The organism is Bradyrhizobium sp. WSM3983 (assembly GCF_000473045.1).
Classification (GTDB): Bacteria; Pseudomonadota; Alphaproteobacteria; order Rhizobiales; family Xanthobacteraceae; genus Bradyrhizobium.
Genome location: NZ_AXAY01000017.1, coordinates 58,509 through 76,828, shown reverse-complemented (window position 1 = coordinate 76,828; position 18,320 = coordinate 58,509). Strand labels below are relative to the sequence as shown.

The 18,320-nt window shown below is 58.6% G+C and carries 13 protein-coding genes; 10 read left to right on the top strand and 3 right to left on the bottom strand.

The features are described from left to right. Positions 1–185: 185 nt before the first annotated feature. From hisC to YUA_RS0123865, 3 genes are all read left to right on the top strand, one after another. On the top strand, positions 186–1,286 hold the full coding sequence (gene hisC / locus YUA_RS0123875) for a histidinol-phosphate transaminase (protein ID WP_027532960.1): 1,101 nt from the start codon (positions 186–188) through the stop codon (positions 1,284–1,286). Between the two features lie 284 nt (positions 1,287–1,570). Then, positions 1,571–2,593, top strand: coding sequence for an LLM class flavin-dependent oxidoreductase (locus YUA_RS0123870; RefSeq protein ID WP_027532959.1), 1,023 nt, complete (start codon positions 1,571–1,573; stop codon positions 2,591–2,593). A 429-nt stretch (positions 2,594–3,022) separates the two neighbouring features. Next, entirely contained in the window at positions 3,023–4,048 is a 1,026-nt protein-coding gene (locus YUA_RS0123865) for an LLM class flavin-dependent oxidoreductase (RefSeq protein WP_027532958.1), read from the top strand. A gap of 128 nt (positions 4,049–4,176) precedes the next feature. Here the strand turns inward: YUA_RS0123865 and dctA are convergent, their stop codons facing one another. Then, complete coding sequence (dctA, locus tag YUA_RS44875) at positions 4,177–5,601, bottom strand: C4-dicarboxylate transporter DctA (RefSeq protein ID WP_084292821.1); 1,425 nt, start codon at positions 5,599–5,601, stop codon at positions 4,177–4,179. Between the two features lie 230 nt (positions 5,602–5,831). Next, a complete protein-coding gene (gene metC / locus YUA_RS44870; RefSeq protein ID WP_051383355.1) occupies positions 5,832–7,076 on the bottom strand; it encodes a cystathionine beta-lyase in 1,245 nt (414 codons plus the stop codon). Positions 7,077–7,382: 306 nt separating this feature from the next. Between metC and YUA_RS0123850 the strand changes: the two genes are divergently transcribed. Together YUA_RS0123850 and YUA_RS0123845 are read left to right on the top strand one after the other, a co-directional pair. Beyond that, entirely contained in the window at positions 7,383–7,571 is a 189-nt protein-coding gene (locus tag YUA_RS0123850) for a hypothetical protein (RefSeq protein ID WP_027532957.1), read from the top strand. 434 nt (positions 7,572–8,005) lie between these two features. Further along, complete coding sequence (locus YUA_RS0123845; protein WP_027532956.1) at positions 8,006–8,749, top strand: outer membrane protein; 744 nt, start codon at positions 8,006–8,008, stop codon at positions 8,747–8,749. A 328-nt stretch (positions 8,750–9,077) separates the two neighbouring features. On the opposite strand, the gene YUA_RS0123840 is transcribed toward YUA_RS0123845, so the two are convergent. Further along, entirely contained in the window at positions 9,078–10,247 is a 1,170-nt protein-coding gene (locus YUA_RS0123840) for a hypothetical protein (RefSeq protein ID WP_156947210.1), read from the bottom strand. Between the two features lie 860 nt (positions 10,248–11,107). Here YUA_RS0123840 and YUA_RS0123835 point away from each other — a divergent pair. The 5 genes from YUA_RS0123835 to YUA_RS0123810 all read left to right on the top strand — a co-directional run bounded on the left by YUA_RS0123835 (position 11,108) and on the right by YUA_RS0123810 (position 18,318). Continuing rightward, on the top strand, positions 11,108–11,938 hold the full coding sequence (locus YUA_RS0123835) for a class I SAM-dependent methyltransferase (protein ID WP_371259909.1): 831 nt from the start codon (positions 11,108–11,110) through the stop codon (positions 11,936–11,938). Between the two features lie 1,411 nt (positions 11,939–13,349). After that, entirely contained in the window at positions 13,350–14,825 is a 1,476-nt protein-coding gene (locus YUA_RS0123825; RefSeq protein ID WP_027532953.1) for an acetyl/propionyl/methylcrotonyl-CoA carboxylase subunit alpha, read from the top strand. Position 14,826: 1 nt separating this feature from the next. Next, complete coding sequence (locus YUA_RS44865; RefSeq protein ID WP_051383354.1) at positions 14,827–15,330, top strand: acetyl-CoA carboxylase biotin carboxyl carrier protein subunit; 504 nt, start codon at positions 14,827–14,829, stop codon at positions 15,328–15,330. Position 15,331: 1 nt separating this feature from the next. Next, on the top strand, positions 15,332–16,939 hold the full coding sequence (locus tag YUA_RS0123815) for an acyl-CoA carboxylase subunit beta (protein WP_027532952.1): 1,608 nt from the start codon (positions 15,332–15,334) through the stop codon (positions 16,937–16,939). Positions 16,940–17,544: 605 nt separating this feature from the next. Beyond that, positions 17,545–18,318: a phosphoribosylaminoimidazolesuccinocarboxamide synthase gene (locus tag YUA_RS0123810; protein WP_027532951.1), complete on the top strand. Its 774-nt coding sequence runs from the start codon at positions 17,545–17,547 to the stop codon at positions 18,316–18,318. Positions 18,319–18,320 lie beyond the last annotated feature (2 nt).

Below are 18,320 nucleotides of genomic sequence, written 5' to 3'. Positions count from 1 at the left end.
GCATCGCGCACCAACAACCAGGTCGTTCTTGCGAGGCGCAGCGCTTCAAGCGCCGACATTTGGCTCGTGCACCGCCAACGCCACAGGCGGCCGCCACGCCAGGTGTGCGAAACGGGCTTCTCGCTAGACCGCCTCAGGACACTGCCAATGGCGACTGCCGTCTGCGCATCAAGAGGGAACACAATATGGTCGATGTAAAACTGCAAGGCGTGCTCTCTTCTCTTGCGCAGCCGGCTAAAGACCTGGAAGCCCAGGCGCCCGGCCAGCGGGCGCCAGATGCGCGTTACGTGAAGCTAAACACCAATGAGAATCCATTTCCACTACCAACAATGGTATGGCGAAGTGCGATCTCGGCGCTCGAGCGTCAGTATCTGTATCCGGAAGACGACAACATCGGTTTGAGGGAGGCTGCCGCCGATGCCTACGGCCTCTCAAAGGACCATGTGATCGCCGGCAACGGATCGTCTGAGCTTCTCGGCCTGATCTACAGGGCCTTTCTTGGACCGGGCGACAGCGTCGCAATGATGTCTCCCGGGTTTTCGTTCAATCGTAAGCTAGCTGTGTTGCAGAGCGCCAAATTTCTCGAAGTTTCGTGGAGCGACTCGCATTCGATCCCGCTTGATCAGTTGCTGTTCGGTCCGGCAAAGGACGCCAAGTTCATCTTGTTGGCTAATCCCAACAATCCGACTGGGACGTTCGTCCCTATCGCCGATATCGAACGCCTCGTTGCACAGTCTGAGCGCTTGGTCGTGCTGGATGAAGCCTATGTCGACTTCGCACCTGATGATGGTCTAAGGCTCGTCCGCCGCTACCCCAATCTCCTGCTCTTGAGAACTTTGTCGAAGAGCTATGCGGCCGCAGGCATTCGCGTCGGCTTCGGCCTTGGCCATCCAGAGGTTATTGGACGACTGAGGAACATCCAGAACGTCTTCAACATGAATGTCATAGCGCATGCGGTCGGCGTCAGCATCCTTTCACATCGCGCGGCCTACGAAGAGAACCATAAGCATATCAAGCACGAGAGAGAACGAGTTGCGGCCGCACTGCGTCAATTCGGGTTCTGTGTAGCGCCTTCCCATACCAATTTCTTGCTGGCGCGTGTGCCGAACGGACAGGATGGCAAGTGGTGGCATGCCGCGCTGGAGAGAGACGGGATACTCGTTGCTGTTTTTACAGATGACGGCCTCGATAACTGCATCCGCATCAGCATCGGCACTACGGAGCAAATGGACGCGTTTTTGGCAGCAGTTGCCGCGATCTTAGAAAGCCTGAAACGAGATGAATAGCCAACCGCGCGCCGATGTCCGCTCATTTAACTATACCGCTGATGGAACGAGAAGTCGACGACAGCGGCTTGAGCCAAGCAGAGATCTCTTGCAGCTGACGGCAAAGAGGCCGCGCATTGAGCGCCTCCCCCTGCGCATGTTGCAGAGCCGAAGCGAGACGACGATGCCGTACGCTCGATGGCATGGCCGATCGATATCGCGACCCGACGGTCGCGAGATGCGACGATAAATAGGTACGGCCCCCCGGAAACGAGCAGGCAGTCGCCCCTGGAGGATTTCTTCTGATGACACACCGGCCTTCGTCAAAACTGACCTGCGGCATTTTCGATCACCTGGACGACGACGGCCGCGATATTGGTCGTCAATACGAAGATCGCCTTATCTTGACGGAGGCATACGATCGCCTCGGCTTCTATGCGTATCACGTGGCAGAGCATTGCACGCCCCACGGAAGAGGTCCTTCGCCGGGTCTTTTCCTGTCAAGTGTCGCCCAGCGTACGCGGCACCTCCGTCTCGGCCCATTTGTAATGCTGCTCAACTTCTGTCATCCGCTCCGCGCTTTTGAGGAGATCTGCATGCTTGATCAATTAAGCGGCGGCAGGCTCGAGCTGGGTCTCGGACGGGGGGGCCTCCCAGTCGAGTTAAGCTGTTTCGGGGTTTGCGAGGACGCGGCGCCAAGCCGGTACGAGGAAGCCAATGGCATTCTCCTGAAGACCATGATGGGCGGAGCCTTGTCGTACCAAGGCCGACATTTCCAGTTGAACGAGGTTCCTCTAACATTGACGACTCACCAGCGTCCATCTCCCCCGATATGGGTGACCACCAATCGGCTCGACACGGCAATTTGGGCCGCGGGCAATGGCGCGAACCTCGCCTGCGTAGGTCCATCCGTCGGTGTTCGCAAAATTTCCGATGCTTACCGCACACATCGAGAGCGCAGTCCCTGCGCCCCTGATCGCGGGGCATTTGTTGGATTGCTGCGCATGGTCGTGATTGGGAGATCCGAGACGGACGCTTATTCGCTGGCTAGATCCGCCTACGAGCAATGGCTGCGGAGCTTCAAATTCCTTTACGAGCTCAATGATATCCCGACGCCACCGGCCCTTCCGCTGACATTCGATGCGGCAATTGAGAGCGAATTGTGCGTCGTCGGAACACCAACGCCCGTCCGACGCCTTCTGCTCAATCAGCTGGAGGAGGCAGGCGCAAATTACCTCCTTTGCCAGCTCGCATTTGGGAATTTACCACTAGATGCATCCCTGTACGCCGCAAGAACCATCCAATCCGAGCTGCTAGGCCATCCCTAAGCCGCCATTTGGTACACCAAGCCACCGTTACTCGTTGCCGTTTTTCCAGATAACGGCCTTGACCACTGCATCCGCATCAACATTGGCATTAGCTGCAGTTGCCGCGATCTCAGAATGCCTGAAGCGAGGTGGATAGCCAACCGCGCGTCGATCCCCACTCATTTCGTTATCCCACTGATGGAACGAGAAAACGATGATAGCGGCTCAAGCCAAGCATTGACCTATTACAGCTGACGACCAAGTGGCCGCGCATCGAGCGCTTACCCCAGCGTCACGGAGGCGGAACGGAACAACGATCTCGTCGCTGGACCCCACGACACCTATCAAAGCTCAGACCCGACGCTCGCGAGATGCGGCCAAAACAAATACGGCCCTTAAGTCCCGCCCTGAAAACGAGCAGGCCTTCCCCCTCAGCAAGGATATATTCTAATGACACACCGGCCTTCGTCAAAACTCACCTGCGGCATTTTCGATCACCTGGACGACGACGGCGGCGATATGGGTCGTCAATACGAAGATCGCCTGGTCTTGGCAGAGGCATACGATCGTCTCGGCTTCTATGCGTATCACGTGGCCGAGCACCACTGCACGCCCCATGGAAGAGGTCCTTCGCCTGGTCTTTTCCTGTCGAGCGTCGCGCAGCGTACGCGGCACCTTCGTCTCGGCCCATTGGTCATGCTGCTTAACCTCTATCATCCGCTACGCGCATTTGAGGAGATCTGCATGCTCGATCAGTTGAGCGGCGGCAGGCTCGAGCTGGGTCTGGGACGGGGCGCTCTTCCAGTCGAGCTAGGCTACTTTGGAATTTCCGAGGACGCGGCGCCAAGCCGGTACGAGGAAGCCAACGACATTCTCCTGAAGGCCATGAAGGGTGGAGCCCTGTCCTACCAGGGCCGGCATTTCCAGTTGAACGAGGTTCCCCTGACATTAGCCACGCATCAGCGTCCATGTCCCCCGATGTGGGTGACCACCAATCGGCCTGAGACGGCCATCTGGGCCGCGGGCAATGGCGCAAACCTCGCCTGCGTTGGGCCCGCCGCCGGCGCCCGCAAAATTACCGATGCCTACCACACAAATCGAGAGCGCAGTCCCGGCGCTCCTGATCGTGGGCCATTTGTTGGACTGCTGCGCATGATCGTGATTGGGCGATCCGAGGCGGACGCTTATTCCCTGGCCAGATCCGCTTACGAGCAATGGCTAACGAGCTTCAAATTCCTTTACGAGCTCAATGACATCCCGACGCCACAACCCCTTCCGCTGACATTCGATGCGGCAATCGAGAGCGAATTGTGCGTCGCCGGAACCCCGACCTCCGTTCGAAACGTTCTGCTCAATCAGCTGGAGGAAGCAGGCGCAAATTACCTGCTTTGTCAGCTCGCATTTGGTAATTTGCCGCTCGATGCTTCCCTTTACGCCGCGAGGACAATCCAATCCGAGCTGCTCGGCCAATCCTGAGTCATGATTCCGCCGTTTCAACCAGCAGCTCGCCATGCGGCGCTCGTTCGCGTTCCTCCAATTCGCGGGGCCATCCACGACCCCGACCTTCGCCTACCCCAGCAGGCGTTGGTCGCGGTAAAACAGTATCACGACGAATGCGTTCGTCCGCGTTTGCAACGCGCGCGTTCAGTCCAGCTTGCTCCTCTTGCGCACGCAATCTCTGAATTGCGCGTGTCTTCCGGGGCAGGAGCGGCGTCAGCAGTCGCGATCTCCGTTTCCGGCGGATCGATCCGCCCGCCAAGGCGTGCATGCAGCGTGGTCCGGTCGAGCTCGCCTTCCCACCAGGACACGAACACGACGGCAACGCCATTGCCTATGATATTGGTGAGTGCGCGCACCTCGCTCATGAACTTGTCGATCGAGAACACGATCGCCATGCCTGGCACCAGAGCCGGGTTGACCGCGGACAGTGTCGCTGCGAGCGTGATGAAGCCAGCGCCGGTGACGCCGCTCGCCCCTTTCGAGGTCAGCATCGCCACGATCAAGATCGTGAGTTGCTGGTCGAAAGCGAGGTCGAGCCCGAGGGCGCGCGCGATGAACAACGTCGCGAGCGTCATATAGATGTTGGTGCCGTCGAGATTAAAGGAATAGCCGGTCGGCACCACGAGGCCGACCACGGGCTTCGAGCAGCCCAGCCGCTCGAGCTTCTCCATCAACTGCGGCAGCGCACTCTCTGAGGACGATGTGCCGAGCACAATCAGGAGTTCGTCTTTGATATAGGCGCTGAACTTGAAGATGGAGAAGCCGACGAACCGAGCGATCAGGCCCAGAACCACGATCACGAACAGCGCGGCGGTCCCGTAGAACAGCGCGATCAATCCGAGCAGATTGGCCAGCGCCGAGGGCCCGAACTTGCCGACTGTAAATGCCATGGCGGCGAACGCTCCGATCGGCGCGGCCTTCATAATGATGGCGATCACGCCGAACACGGCTTGCGCGGCGTCGTCGATCGTGCTGCGCAGCCTCGCGCCGCGCTCTCCGAGCGCCATCAGTGAAAAGCCGAGCAGAATCGCAAACAGCAGCACCTGCAGGATGTCGCCGCGCGCGAGCGCGCCGACCACGCTGTCGGGAATGATGTTAAGAGCGAAATCGACGAACTTGGTCGCTTTCGCCTGCTCGACATAATTGGCGACCGCCGCCGCATCGGGCTTGGCGGCAAGGCCGCGGCCGATCTGGAACAGATTGCCCATGACGAGGCCAATCACGAGCGCGAGGGTGGAGACGATCTCGAAATAGACCAACGCCTTGATCCCCACCCGGCCGACCTTCTTCGCATCCTGGATATGCGCGATGCCAGAGGCCACGGTGCAGAAGACGATGGGCGCGATCACCATCTTGATGAGCTTGATGAAGCCGTCGCCGAGCGCCTTAATCCAGTCGGAGGTGGCAAGCGATGGCCAGCTCCACCCGACGATGATGCCGAGCAGGATTGCGAACAACACCTGGACGTAGAGGACCTTGTACCATGATCGAGACGCCCGCGCGGGTGGCGCAGCTGCAATGGTTGTCATAATCGCTCCTCCCAGGTTTGGCGGCGGTCCCGCTCGATGGGGTATCGGAGTTGCTCCGACACCATCCCGCGAGCGAACTTCTGACCCCAAGAATCGTGGGCCAGAACATCTCGATGACGAGCGGGGCTCTCGCTCTTCGTCAAAACGCGCCTATGGCATTCCCTTCATTACTCGTTCACGGCCGACTTCTTTCTTGGGCAAGCCAAGGTTCGGCTTCGAGTTGACTGCGCTTAGGCTCGTTTGGCGAGCTCAGCGATGAGCGCATCGTTGTCCGGATCAACACGCCTGCTTCTTGTCTCCCAAGCCGCATCAAGCGCCTGATACATATCCGCGATCAGGTCGTTCGCGTCCTCCAAGCCCGCGTGAACCCGAATCAGCGGTCCAGCGAGAGCGAGCGATGGTTCCGCGCGCTTTAATGGGTCGACATGCATCACCAGGCTTTCAAATCCGCCCCAGGACCAGCCGATGCCAAACAGCCGCAGCCGATTGAAGAAAGTCGAAAGCTGCGGCTGCGACATCGGTTTCAGCGCAAGACCAAAGAGGCCGCTCGCCCCCGAAAAGTCTCGCTTCCAAAGCGCATGGCCAGGGTCGTCCGGACACGCCGGGTGCAAGATGTTATCGACGGCTGGATGCGACTGAAGGCTCTGGGCCAGCTTGAGGCCATTGTCCCAATGACGCTTCATGCGGACGGCCAGGGTGCGTAGTCCCCGAAGGGCCAAATAGACGTCATCCGGCCCAGCAATCTCCCCGAAATCGTGGGCGCTCGACCGCAGCGCCGGCCACGCCGATTCGTTGGCAGTGGCGATACCAAGCAGCGCGTCTGAATGGCCGACGATATATTTGGTCGCCGCCTGGATCGAGATGTCGACCCCGTGCGCAAACGGCTTGAAATACAGAGGCGTTGCCCATGTATTGTCCATGACCACTAGCGCATCGGAGCGATGGGCTATGGCAGCAAGCGCAGGGACATTTTGCACCTCAAACGTGAGGGACGAAGGCGATTCCAGATAGATGGCCCGGGTATTCTGGGTGATTTTCGCTGCAAGCTCTGCAGGCTGCGTTGGAGAGAAGTATTGCACCGTGATCTGAAGTCTTGAGAGAACCTCGTCCGCGAATGTCCTGAGAGGTGTATAGACGCCGTCGCTGATCAGAACATGGTCGCCTGCGCGCAGAAGGCCGAGAAGCGAATGCGTGCAGGCAGAGAGCCCCGACGGAAACAGGAGCGAGCGATAGCCGCCCTCCAGTTCGCAAACGGCAAGCTCGAGTGCGCGGGACAGAGGCGAGCCAAAGCGGCCGTAGTTGGCTGCCGGATCGCTATTCTTTCGCGATTCGTATTCCTCCAGGGTTTCCGAAACAATTGTGGAGCCCCGGTAGACGGGCATGTTGACCATCCCGGAATCTTCGGCGGGCGCTCGGCCGAAACGAGAAAGCCGGGTCTCGATGTCCAGGTCCTTGCTGTCCTCCAGGTACTTCATTGCTTCTTTCTGTTGAGATTGTATTCGGCCTGGCCGGGAAGAACGGCACCAGGTGCCGTTCGGATGGGCCTAATAGACGAGAATCGTTTTCGCAGGCCCCCTCCTCGTTCTGCATGAAATCGGCTCCCTCCTTCGCACCAGAACCATCTGCGTTGCGTTCGCCTCATCCAGATTGGTCGCACATCAGGACGGAGCAGTATCACAGCGCATCCCCTTGTAAGATCCACCGACAGGCCGGCATTGACCGCCTCCTATCAAGTCGAGCCAAATCCCCTAACCGCAATCAGAGCAAGAGGCGGGCCAAATATGCTGCGCCTTCGATCGCAACGGCTCATCGTGAATGCGCAGCGGCATGGGCGTCGCGCGCGCACTTTGTCTCAAACGAAACACATCATGTTGAGAACCCGCCATTATCGGGCGACTAAGTTCGAACTGGCTTTTCCCGATGATGTTGTGAACGAGATAGACCAGCAGCGCGTGCTTGCCGCGTTTTGATACCAGTGCGGACTTGATCGTTTGAGCCTTCGGTCCACTCACGGACCGTGACGTGATCCGTCATGAGGGAGTAGATGGTGAGTGTTTCCGGTTTCCGGTCGTGGCGCCCCGAGGAAATGGGACGACATGATAGCACTCGCTCGATTCTCTACGATCCTCGCTGCTTCGGTGCAGGCGCGTGTCATGATCGCTCTGGTTCGAGTTCAACGACAACTTCACTTCCTTTGGAATTGACGCGCACGCCCATGGGTTCGATACACGATGGACCGCTGCCTGCTGTGCCGGTTGATCATGATTTACAAGCGCGCAAGCTGACGCGGCGTTAGGTTCAAGCGCTTCTGGAAGCGAGAATGTTGCGCGACAGCTACAGCAATTCGAGACAGCACTGCTATTACGCGTGCGGCGCAGGGGAAATGTGAAGGAGCGTATTCGAAATGAAGAAGTTGTTGCTTGTGACTGCCAGCATCGTCGCGTTGATCGGGGCAGCGCCCGTATTCGCCGCCGATCTCGCTCAGCAGCCCATCTACACCAAGGCACCGCCGATGCCAGCACCGGTCGCGGCCGCAATCTATGACTGGAGCGGCTTCTATCTTGGTGCCAATGGCGGCTGGGGTTCGACCCATAGCTCCTGGGATTTTGGAGGCGTCACGCCCGAAGGCTCTCATGACGCGAGCGGCGGAACCGTTGGTGGCCAGTTTGGCTATCGCTGGCAGACGGGCCAGGTCGTTTTCGGTGTCGAAGGCCAAGGCAACTGGGCCGATTTCAAAGGCTCCAATGTCAGCACCGCCTTCCCGGGCGACATCAATCAGACCAAGACCGGGTCGTTCGGCCTGCTTACAGGCCAGGTCGGCTATGCCATCAACAACGTATTGCTCTACGCCAAGGGCGGTGCCGCGGTGACCGGCAATACCTATCAGGTCAACTCCCTCGCCGGCGCGCCGCTGGCGAGCACTGACCAGACCCGTTGGGGCGGCGTGGTCGGGGCGGGCATCGAACTCGGCTTCGCGCCGAATTGGTCGGTCGGGGTCGAGTACGACCATATATTCCGGCAAGACGCTAACGTGAACTTCAACACCCCCGCGGGTGCGGTCGCTAGCGATCGCATCGGGCAGGATTTCGACCTGCTGACCGCGCGGCTCAATTACAAGTTCTGGGGCCCCGTAGCTCTCAAATACTGATTCCATCGCGTTAGAGCGGCGGATCGAGAGCCCCGGCCCCAGGCCGGGGCTCATTTTTTAGCAACCCTGGTGACCCGCGAGGTGATCTCGAAGTTTGCCTCACCACCACCGCCTGGCGCACCGGCAGACGAAATCGTCCGCAGTGGGAGCCTGCAGGTGCTGCCTCAGCGCTCCAGCCGCCCGATCCCAGTGCGACCTCGCTACGTCCAGCATCGCCTGGCGCAACACCACCTGGGCCAGGCGCGACAGCTCTCCCAGACAAACGAAATTTTGCTCGCCACGACGCCAAGCCCCTTGAGCGGAGGAACAGCCGTTGCGAAAAGGCCGCTTAGCGCACCTTCAGGCCCACAACGTAGCCGTCGTCGCGCTTGGCTTTGGTCGAAACACTGAATGGCAACGCCGGGACATCGAGAATTGATCCTGAGGAAAACGGCGCTTCGAACAATTCCCCGTAGTTGAAATTCGTCGTCGTTTTGGCCGGCACGATGCTCACCGGGCTATGGCCAGTCGAGATCCTGGCATCAACGCTGTAGATAAGAACACCATCGCCGGTCGTTGTGCCATCGTGGCCTCGAATCGGCTGTGCAAGTTCGAGCACGTACACTTTCGATGGATTCAAGACATCGTCGGCTGGCACCACAATCATCGAGGTTCCTGTGCTGCCTGGCAGCGGTGTGAGGACAGTCCCAAACTCCCCGTGCGCCAAATAAGCCTTGCGCTCGTCTGCAAGCCAGCCAAGTTTGTGGCGATGCCAGCCGATCAGCGACCTGCTCCGAAAGATATCGCCCATGACGTCCCAGGAGCCGGTCGTAAGTCGCAATGGCTCGAAGTTATAGAGATCAGGTAATCCAAGGGTGTGGCACACCTCATGACACAGGTTCATGTGGTTGTTGGTATAGCTGTCCTTGCCGAAGGTCACGCCCCAACGAACCGGCCCCGTTGGAGTCATGGGTGCCCTGGCCAGCGTGGCGATAAATGTTGGTGAAATAGCAATTGCGTCGGTCTTCGCGCCAACGACAAGCAGCAGGGGGTGGGTGCGGACATCGAGTTCCGGGAAAAGTGCTGCGGCATCTGACATATAGTCTCTGTGCTGCTCGAAGGTGAAACGTTTGTTGGTGCCGGTGTAGCTGGTCGAGGGCTTAGGCATGCGTCGCCAGCCAGGAATTCTGGCAATCTCGAACGTGAGGCGCCCGTACGATTGGTCGCTAAACCATTTCTCGGCCTTACCGTATCCGGTGAGATGATCGGCTATCCCTTCCGTGCCGCTGCCATCGCCGGGTGCGTCAGCGAAATCCACAAAGACCATCATCGCTCTCAGCGAGCCAACAGCTGGCAGGCATCGAGGGTCCGTCGGACCTTCGCTCAAATAGATATTCCATTTTTGGTCAAGAACCGGGATTCGGTCTGCCGCGGCGACTCGCGCCGGGCGTCCGGTTCTCACCGGAAGCAACGCTGAAACTCCAAGCGCTAACACATTGCGACGCGTGATCTCTGACATGCTTGTCTCGAAGTCTCTCCAGTCCGGGCCTGACATCGCCCTGAACCCGTCGAAGGACAGAGCGTCATCTTGAGCGCGCACCTTTAGGGCAGCGCTGTCGCAAGATTCGCCCAACAACGCGCGATGAAGCCGCAATCAGTTGAGCGGTTGTGCGAGGAGGGATTATAGAAGTGACCAAGCGCACGCTCCTCCCAATTATGAAAGGAAGCTGCGATCCGGCTTCGGTATTCTTCCATTCGAACCGATAAATCGCTCGTAACCGAAATCGCCACAGCGGGTGGAGAATGACGGATCCGAAAGGAAGATTGCGGCCACTCCTTTAGATATCCTCCCTATGGTCCGCATTGGTCTATGACATTGTCATGAGCTCGAGCTGTTCGTGCATCCGGTTCCTCGACATTCAGACACCTAGGCGCAGCCAGCTGAGTGGAAGGACGACTGCATTTGGCGTTATGTCGAGAAGATGCTCGCTGTCGGCCTCAAGGCGGATCCCCCTACATCGTGGAATGTGTAGCCGATTTGGCCGTCGCTCTACGTCTTCGCCCCGCTTCAATGTCCAGCTTCAGCATCAGTGCGACAAGCTGCAGGCCTCACGGAGGGAGAATGACTGGCGCATCTTTCAAGAATTGGGGTGAGACAGAGCGCAAAAGCACCGTGGGGTTCATACATCGGCCAACATCTGCGATGAGAGGAGTACTGGTCGAGGCAAGAGCCTTAGGCGTGCGTGCAAATTGAAATGTGGAGACGTTGGGTTGCGAGCAGATTTTTCGCGTATCAATCAGGATAAAGCTATCTTCGATGACATTTACGCTTTGGATGATCCAAGAGCGTATTTCTCCGTCCTGGGAGGCTTGGATTATATGATCCCGGATGTGGCAGAGCCGGTCGTGCGTCAGATTCTGGCAGCCAAAGCTTCGGCAACCAGCGTTAAGCCGATCGTGCTTGATGTCGGCTGTTCATACGGCATCAACGCGGCGGTGCATCGGTTTCCACTGACCTTCGGCGGCTTGCGTCACCGCTACGCCCGGCGCGAGATGAGGGCGATCAGTTCCGAGACACTGGTGGATCTCGATCGCAAGTTTTATTCGGCTTGGCCTGATGTTGGTCTAGCGCGGTTTATCGGTCTCGATGTCTCGGCACCGGCAATCCGCTATGCAACGGCCGTTGGCCTGCTTGAGCAGGGTATTGTCGCCGATCTTGAAAAGGAATCCCTTTCGACGGAAGGGGCGCGTATTCTCCGTTCCGCTGATGTCATCATGTCGACGGGCTGCATCGGCTACGTGACCGAGAAGACGTTCAGCAAACTTCTCGATGTGACAGAGACGCGTCCATGGATCATCTCTTTCGTGCTGCGGATGTTCCCGTATGATTCCTTGGCTGCGACGTTCGAAAAGCGTGGTCTTGTGACGGAACGCCTTACTGGTGCGACATTTATTCAGCGTCGATTTCGCGATGCCGAGGAATTTGAAAGGAGCTTGGCCACGTTGGCAACTCTTGGCATCGATGCGAGCGGACTTGAATCGGAAGGTTTATTCCACGCCGATCTGATCTTGTCCCGCCCTGCATCGGATGCACGCGCCGCTCCCCTGGAAGACATTGTCACCGTCGCCAGCGGTCGAGGTCGGCCAATCGGGCCGCGTTATGTTCACGTTGGAGGTCACGAGGGTTTGCAGGTCGCCCTGGAGCCGTGAGAGGTTCGCGTTTTCAAAGATAGCCGCGCGTGCGCCCCGGAACGGCGCACGGAATTAGGTCATGCTCCGATCCTTTCGAGGTTGGAGCATGATCAGGCTAGACTGCGCGGCTGCGATACGCGTATCCACCGAGCGCGGCGGTACCGGGTCCGGGCGGCAGGCGCGCATCGAGCAACGCGCGGCTCGATATCTCTCTTGCTCGACTTGATAGCAGAGTGAGCGAATTGGCTTTGCCCGTTTCCGCGAGTGAAACGGGGCGGCATCCCGAGGCCGATCGGCACAGTGAGGCGTCTGGAACAGCCCGCTCAACATCATGGTGTGATTGGCCACTGTCGAAACGGCTCTCAGCGCCGCCGACTCGCAAGATGCCAGGGACTTCAGAGTGGATGCCGCGCGGCCAAAAGGCGTGTAACGCGACCCAACACGCCTTAATTCGCCTGTCGCCTGCAATCGCGCTCTCGCTCTGCATATCGCATGATTTCACGATAACGGCGAATGCGGGCCACCTCGAGCATTGGGCTCGCACCTCCGTTCGGCACAGCCCGCTCTGGCAGAGTGACGGTCTCAATCTATTCTCACAAGTGGCTCTCAAGAGGCTTGAATCGGACGTAACGTCAGTTTGTATCATCATGCAAGTAAGGCGGCGGACCGCGCGTCCGACCGTCGGTCACTGCCTGACGCGTGATGAGATTTGTGAACCTCTCAGACCTTCGAACCTGCATCGGGACACCCTGTTCTGATGCCCGGGAACTCCCCACACGGCGAATCGGTCACCATGCGCGGTCCGGCGGCCGCTCGGGTGAATCGGGCCTTTGAGATCGGAGCGGGACATTCTCGCATCCCGGCGGGGCTTGAACGCAAGCTCGCCCGGTGCACGACCATCACGCCATGCAGCATGAAAATATCGTAGATCACACCGACAGAGGATAGCCGTGAACCACATGCAGCAAACCAACCGCTCGTCGCGCCACAGAGCGCATCGCTATACAATTGCGCTTTTTTGCGTTGCGATGACGACAGAGTTCTGCGGAAGCGTAGATGCGCGAGATCGGCCGGTCTCAGCGGAGGCGCGTCAGGCTTGCACACCGGATGCGCTTCGCCTCTGCGGCGCCCATATACCTGATGAGGACGCCGTCGCGGCCTGTCTCAAAGGCAATATCCAACGCTTGAGCGTGCAGTGTCGCCAAGTCATCTCAGTTCGGGATGCCGCCACAGGAAATGGGGGCCCAAGATGAGGTATGCGCGACAGCTGGTTTCGCTTGATGATATTCGTGCCGCGGCACGTGTGCGTGGCACCAACTTAGACCGATCCGATCGATGGTGTGGGACGTGACGCGGGGCTCACAGGACGATCGTCGGGCTCAAGCTAAACGTCTGTAGTCGGGCATACCAAGCAGCTGAAGATATCTCAATGCACGAACTGCCTTTTGATACCGTTCTGATCGCCAATAGGGGAGAGATCGCCGTTCGTATCATCAAGACCCTTCGCAAGCTGGGGCTTCGTTCTGCGATCGTCTACCACGACGTTGATGCCGGCACGCTTGCCGTCTCTATGGCCGATATAGCCATCGCGATCGACGGACGCACGCCGATTGCTGCCTATCTCGACATCCCGCAGATTATCGCCGCCGCCCGACAAGCGAACGCCGGTGCGCTGCATCCAGGTTATGGATTTCTGTCGGAGAACGCGGAGTTCGCAAGGGCCGTTACGAGCGCCGGCATCACATTCGTCGGACCTGCCCCCGAAAGCATAGAACTGATGGGCGACAAAATTCGCGCTCGCAACTTCGTTCAGCGACACGGGTTTCCAGTCGCTCCTTGCGCCATCGAGGAAGATGATGCAACGACCTTCGTGCGCAGAGCCCGGGCCATGGGACCCCCGTTGCTCGTAAAACCTTCCGCGGCCGGCGGCGGCAAGGGCATGCAGATTGTGCGCGACATCGGGCTCCTGGAGGACGCAATTGCGCAGGCGCGCAGCGAGGCGCAGCGCTATTTCGGAGATGGCCGGCTCTACGTCGAACGATATATCGAAAGCCCGCGCCATATCGAAGTCCAGGTGCTCGGGGACGCCTTCGGAAACGTGACTCATCTGTTCGAGCGGGAGTGCTCGATCCAGCGTCGGTTCCAAAAGGTCATCGAAGAGGCGCCCGCGCCGGGGCTGTCGTCGGAGTTGCGTCAAGGCATCTGCGATGCCGCCGTCGGCATCGCCCGTGCAGCCAACTATCACAATGCAGGCACTGTCGAATTCCTCCTTGGCGGAGGAGAGTTCCACTTTCTGGAAATGAATACACGTTTGCAAGTTGAGCATCCCGTGACCGAGATGATCACCGGCGTTGACCTTGTTGCCGAGCAGATCCACATCGCTGCGGGTCGCCCACTTCGATTGGCACAATCCGAAATTGTGCCGAGCGGACATGCGATCGAAGCCAGGTTGTGTGCCGAAGCGCCGGAGCGCGGATATGCTCCAACAACAGGCAAGGTCCTCGTGCTCGACTACCCCGGCGGCGACGGTATACGCATCGACAGCGGTCTTTCGCGAGGTCAGAAGATCACGACAGCATTCGACCCCTTGCTCGCCAAGATCGTCGTGCATTCGCCCTCGCGTATCGAGACTGCGCAAAAGGCGCATCGCGCGATGCGGGATTTGGTGCTTCTCGGTTGCGCAACCAACGCAAGCTTCCTTGCCCGAATCCTCGCGGACGACGGATTTCTGCTTGGGCACATTCACACGGGCTATCTTGAGGAACATCCGCACATCGCCGCAGGCGACCCCCGGGCCGACTTATCGGACTTCCTGGCAGCAGGTGCCCTCCTGACCGGACCGGTCCGCGAATCGGCAGATGCCGTGCCCGACCTCCATGCGGCGCTGGGCAGTTGGAGAAACTAGCGTGAATCACTCTTTTGAGGTTGATGGCGTCGAATACCAGCTATGGCTGTCACGGTGCCGAGAGGACTACCGTCTCTGCTTGCATGACCGGGTGATTGCCCCGGTCGCGTTCTCCCATCGCGGTGACGGCTGCGGTGTTGTTATTATTGCGGGCGAAAGCCAGCCCGTCAGGTTCGCCATTGATGGCGAAACCATTCACGTGCACATGAGTGGCGAAACGCGCAGTTTGCGTTACCGCGACCCATTGCGAACCCTTGCTACGTCGAAGCAGGAGATAAGCCAAGCCGTCGCTCGCGCGCCCATGCCCGGTGTCGTCATCGTCGCCCGGGTTTCTCCTGGTCAAGCCGTTTCTGTCGGGACGGCCCTGATGACGATCGAGAGCATGAAGCTGGAGACCGTCATACGTTCTCCACAAGACGGCATTGTCGAGTGTATTCACTTCAAGGAGGGCGAGAGCTTTGAGCAGGATGCTGTGCTGGTTACGCTCCATGAGGAGCGGACCTGAAATGCAGCAGCTCTCGTCTCAGGTGGATGTCAGGTCGGAAGACTTTCGGCTCAACGAACTTCATAACAAGCGACTTGCAACCGAATTGGAGGAGCGCCAGCATGCCGCCCGCTTCGAGCGCCCGGTACGGGATCTTGAGCGTCTCAAGCGGCAAAACAAGCTGTTTGTGCGTGATCGGATCGAGGCTTTGCTTGATCCAGACACTCCGTTCCTCGAGCTTTCGACACTGGCCGCTAACAAAGCCTATGACGGTGAGGTGCCCGGAGCCGCTCAGGTCGTTGGGATCGGCATTGTCGCGGGTCGAGAGGTCGTCATTCACGCAGATGACGCTAGCGTCAAGGGCGGGGCATGGTATCCGCTATCGGTCAAGAAGATCGTGAGGGCCTTGGACATCGCGATCGAGAATCGTCTGCCGGTCGTTCACTTGTGTGACTGTGCCGGCGGCTTCTTGCCCCTGCAGGCGGAGTTCTTCGCGGATCGCTATCATGCGGGTCGAATCCTTCGCAACCAATCCATTCTCTCAAAGATGGGAGTACCGCAGGTCGGTATAGCCATGGGCCATTGCAGCGCCGGCGGCGCATTCGTCCCGGCGCTTAGCGACTACAACATCATCGTTGAGGGCACGGGAGCGATTTTTCTGGGCGGTCCCCCGGTCGTCAAAGCTGCCACCGGCGCAGAGATTTCCGCCGAAGAACTTGGCGGCGCTCAAATGCATACCAGCGTATCGGGGACGAGCGACTACGTTGCAAGTTCGGAGCTGCATGCGATTGCAATTGCGCGAGACATCGTCGCTCGCTTCAACGATCCTGTAAAAGCCTCGATCAACCAAGCCGCTCCGGAGCCTCCCGCCTATAGTGCGTCCGAATTGTACGGCATTATTCCGAGGGATCCCCGGACGCAATTCGATATGCGGGAGATCATCGCGCGCCTGGTTGATGGCAGCCGGTTCCACGAACATAAGCCACGTTATGGCGAGACCCTTGTGTGCGGCTTCGCGCGTCTGCATGGCTATCAGATTGGTATTCTCGCAAACAACGGTGTGCTGTTGAGCGAAAGCGCACTGAAAGGCGCTCACTTCATCCAATTGTGCGACAAGTCTCGAACGCCTCTCCTCTTCTTGCAGAATACGACCGGCTTTATGGTCGGCCGCGACTACGAACGGCGTGGCATAACCAAGGACGGCGCAAAGCTGATCATGGCCGTTTCCGGGGCATCTGTGCCAAAATTCACGATCGTCTGTAACGCCTCCCATGGAGCGGGAACCTACGCTATGGCGGGACGGGCTTTCGATCCGCGTTTTGTGTTTACTTGGCCGCAGTCTCAGATTTCGGCGATGGGCGCCGAGCAGGCAGCGGGCGTCCTCACACACGTCAAGGCAAGACAGCTGGCCCGGCACGATGGGCACCTCTCCACGGAGGAGCTGGCAGCCATTCGGCAGCCGATTCTGGACGAATATCGACAGCGGTCGAGCGCGTACTATGCGACATCCGAATTGTGGGATGACGGCATCCTTGATCCCGTCGATACCAGAAACGCGCTTGCAATCGTTCTGAGTGCCTCGCTCAACAGCCCAATCACCTCGCCGCATTACGGCGTATTCCGAATGTGACGGAGGCAGCGGAGCCTTCGAAACTGCCTTGAATTTTCAACCCGGCGCGGCGGCATGCGTACGCGCGGCTGTTCCGGTCATGCTGAGGGTACCAAGGACCTCTTCGCTCGCGCGCATTTTGGCGTCGAGCCTTCGGCTGGGAGACGCACAAGTGTGCCCTTCTAACCACGTACGTAGATCCAACATCGGAGTTCGTTACAGTCCAACTAATCTTGTCGGATATCATTCAGTGCCGATTGTCGGTTTTGAGACAGTTCGCGCAATGTGACGCGACGCACGATTCAACGCTCCTGATGATACTTGTTCAGGGGCTTGCAGAAGCGCCAGTTTTCAGTTCGGCACGTCATTTGCGTGTTGGAAGGGCATCACCAAGCAATCGGTGATGTCGGGCGGATCCAGCGCCTGACAATACCCTACGTTGGGCCACCCCGTTTGTAATCGGAACGAGGCGGTATGCAACGGTACGTCCGGACGATTGCGGCGCGGTCTCGGTCACTCACAGCCTTCGTCGTGATGCCCTCGGGCTGTACGAACACGAAGCGCCCCGTGCGTACGACAGGACTGGTACCTCTACGCAGAAACATAATGAATAGGTGGAAATCCCAATGCAGCCTATTGAACGAGCCGCGTTTGCATATCCGGACCACTGGCGCTCCATGTTCGACGATTTGCCTTTGCTGATAGAGGGCGAATCGAAGGTGATCCGCGTTATCGATGATCAAAACGTCATCGTGCGTTTAAAGCCCACGTTGTTTTCATACTCCGCAAATCGCGCTGCCACAGTTGAGGGTACCGACCGGTTACGTCTACGCATCAGCGAGCGGCTTTGGCGGATGCTAGAGATTGAGGGTGTGCCTTCCACGATCGTTCACGTTGGTGAAGACTATTACATCAGTCGGCGAGTTGCGGCTCCGCCTATCGAGGTCATCGTGAAAGCCGCCTATGTCGGGACACCAAAACATATTTACCGCGGGTTGGAGACTTTCCCAACGCGTCATGGCGGATATCTCCGACCCGATCAGCGACACGAACCCTATGTGCGCTTCGACTGGCGCAACCCACTACCACATCGGGACGAATGCATGCCGAATTGGCTCGCGGACCGCTTCATCGATACGGATGCTGCCAGGCATTTGGCTTTGCTCGCCTTCGAGGCGCTGGCGAGGGTCTTGGCATCGTGCCAAATTGAACTCCTCGATATTTGCTTTTTTATCACCGCCGAAGGCGATGCGATATTTGGCGAGGTCTCACCAGACTGCATGCGAGCCAAGCACGCGTCAAATGATTTAGATAAGGACCTTTGGCGTAAGGGCAAAGATCCAGAGACTATTCTCCGCCAGTGGCGAACGTTTCTAGATCGGCTTAACGCGCTTCCGTGAAG

Excerpts from the sequence above, each read along its gene's own strand:
- YUA_RS0123840 (WP_156947210.1), bottom strand. The coding sequence starts at position 10,247 with ATGTCAGAGATCACGCGTCGCAATGTGTTAGCGCTTGGAGTTTCAGCG.
- YUA_RS0123865 (WP_027532958.1), top strand. The coding sequence starts at position 3,023 with ATGACACACCGGCCTTCGTCAAAACTCACCTGCGGCATTTTCGATCAC.
- YUA_RS0123815 (WP_027532952.1), top strand. The coding sequence starts at position 15,332 with ATGCAGCAGCTCTCGTCTCAGGTGGATGTCAGGTCGGAAGACTTTCGG.
- metC (WP_051383355.1), bottom strand. The coding sequence starts at position 7,076 with ATGAAGTACCTGGAGGACAGCAAGGACCTGGACATCGAGACCCGGCTT.
- YUA_RS0123825 (WP_027532953.1), top strand. The coding sequence starts at position 13,350 with ATGCACGAACTGCCTTTTGATACCGTTCTGATCGCCAATAGGGGAGAG.
- YUA_RS0123845 (WP_027532956.1), top strand. The coding sequence starts at position 8,006 with ATGAAGAAGTTGTTGCTTGTGACTGCCAGCATCGTCGCGTTGATCGGG.
- YUA_RS0123850 (WP_027532957.1), top strand. The coding sequence starts at position 7,383 with ATGCTGCGCCTTCGATCGCAACGGCTCATCGTGAATGCGCAGCGGCAT.
- YUA_RS0123835 (WP_371259909.1), top strand. The coding sequence starts at position 11,108 with ATGATCCCGGATGTGGCAGAGCCGGTCGTGCGTCAGATTCTGGCAGCC.
- YUA_RS0123810 (WP_027532951.1), top strand. The coding sequence starts at position 17,545 with ATGCAGCCTATTGAACGAGCCGCGTTTGCATATCCGGACCACTGGCGC.
- YUA_RS0123870 (WP_027532959.1), top strand. The coding sequence starts at position 1,571 with ATGACACACCGGCCTTCGTCAAAACTGACCTGCGGCATTTTCGATCAC.
- hisC (WP_027532960.1), top strand. The coding sequence starts at position 186 with ATGGTCGATGTAAAACTGCAAGGCGTGCTCTCTTCTCTTGCGCAGCCG.
- dctA (WP_084292821.1), bottom strand. The coding sequence starts at position 5,601 with ATGACAACCATTGCAGCTGCGCCACCCGCGCGGGCGTCTCGATCATGG.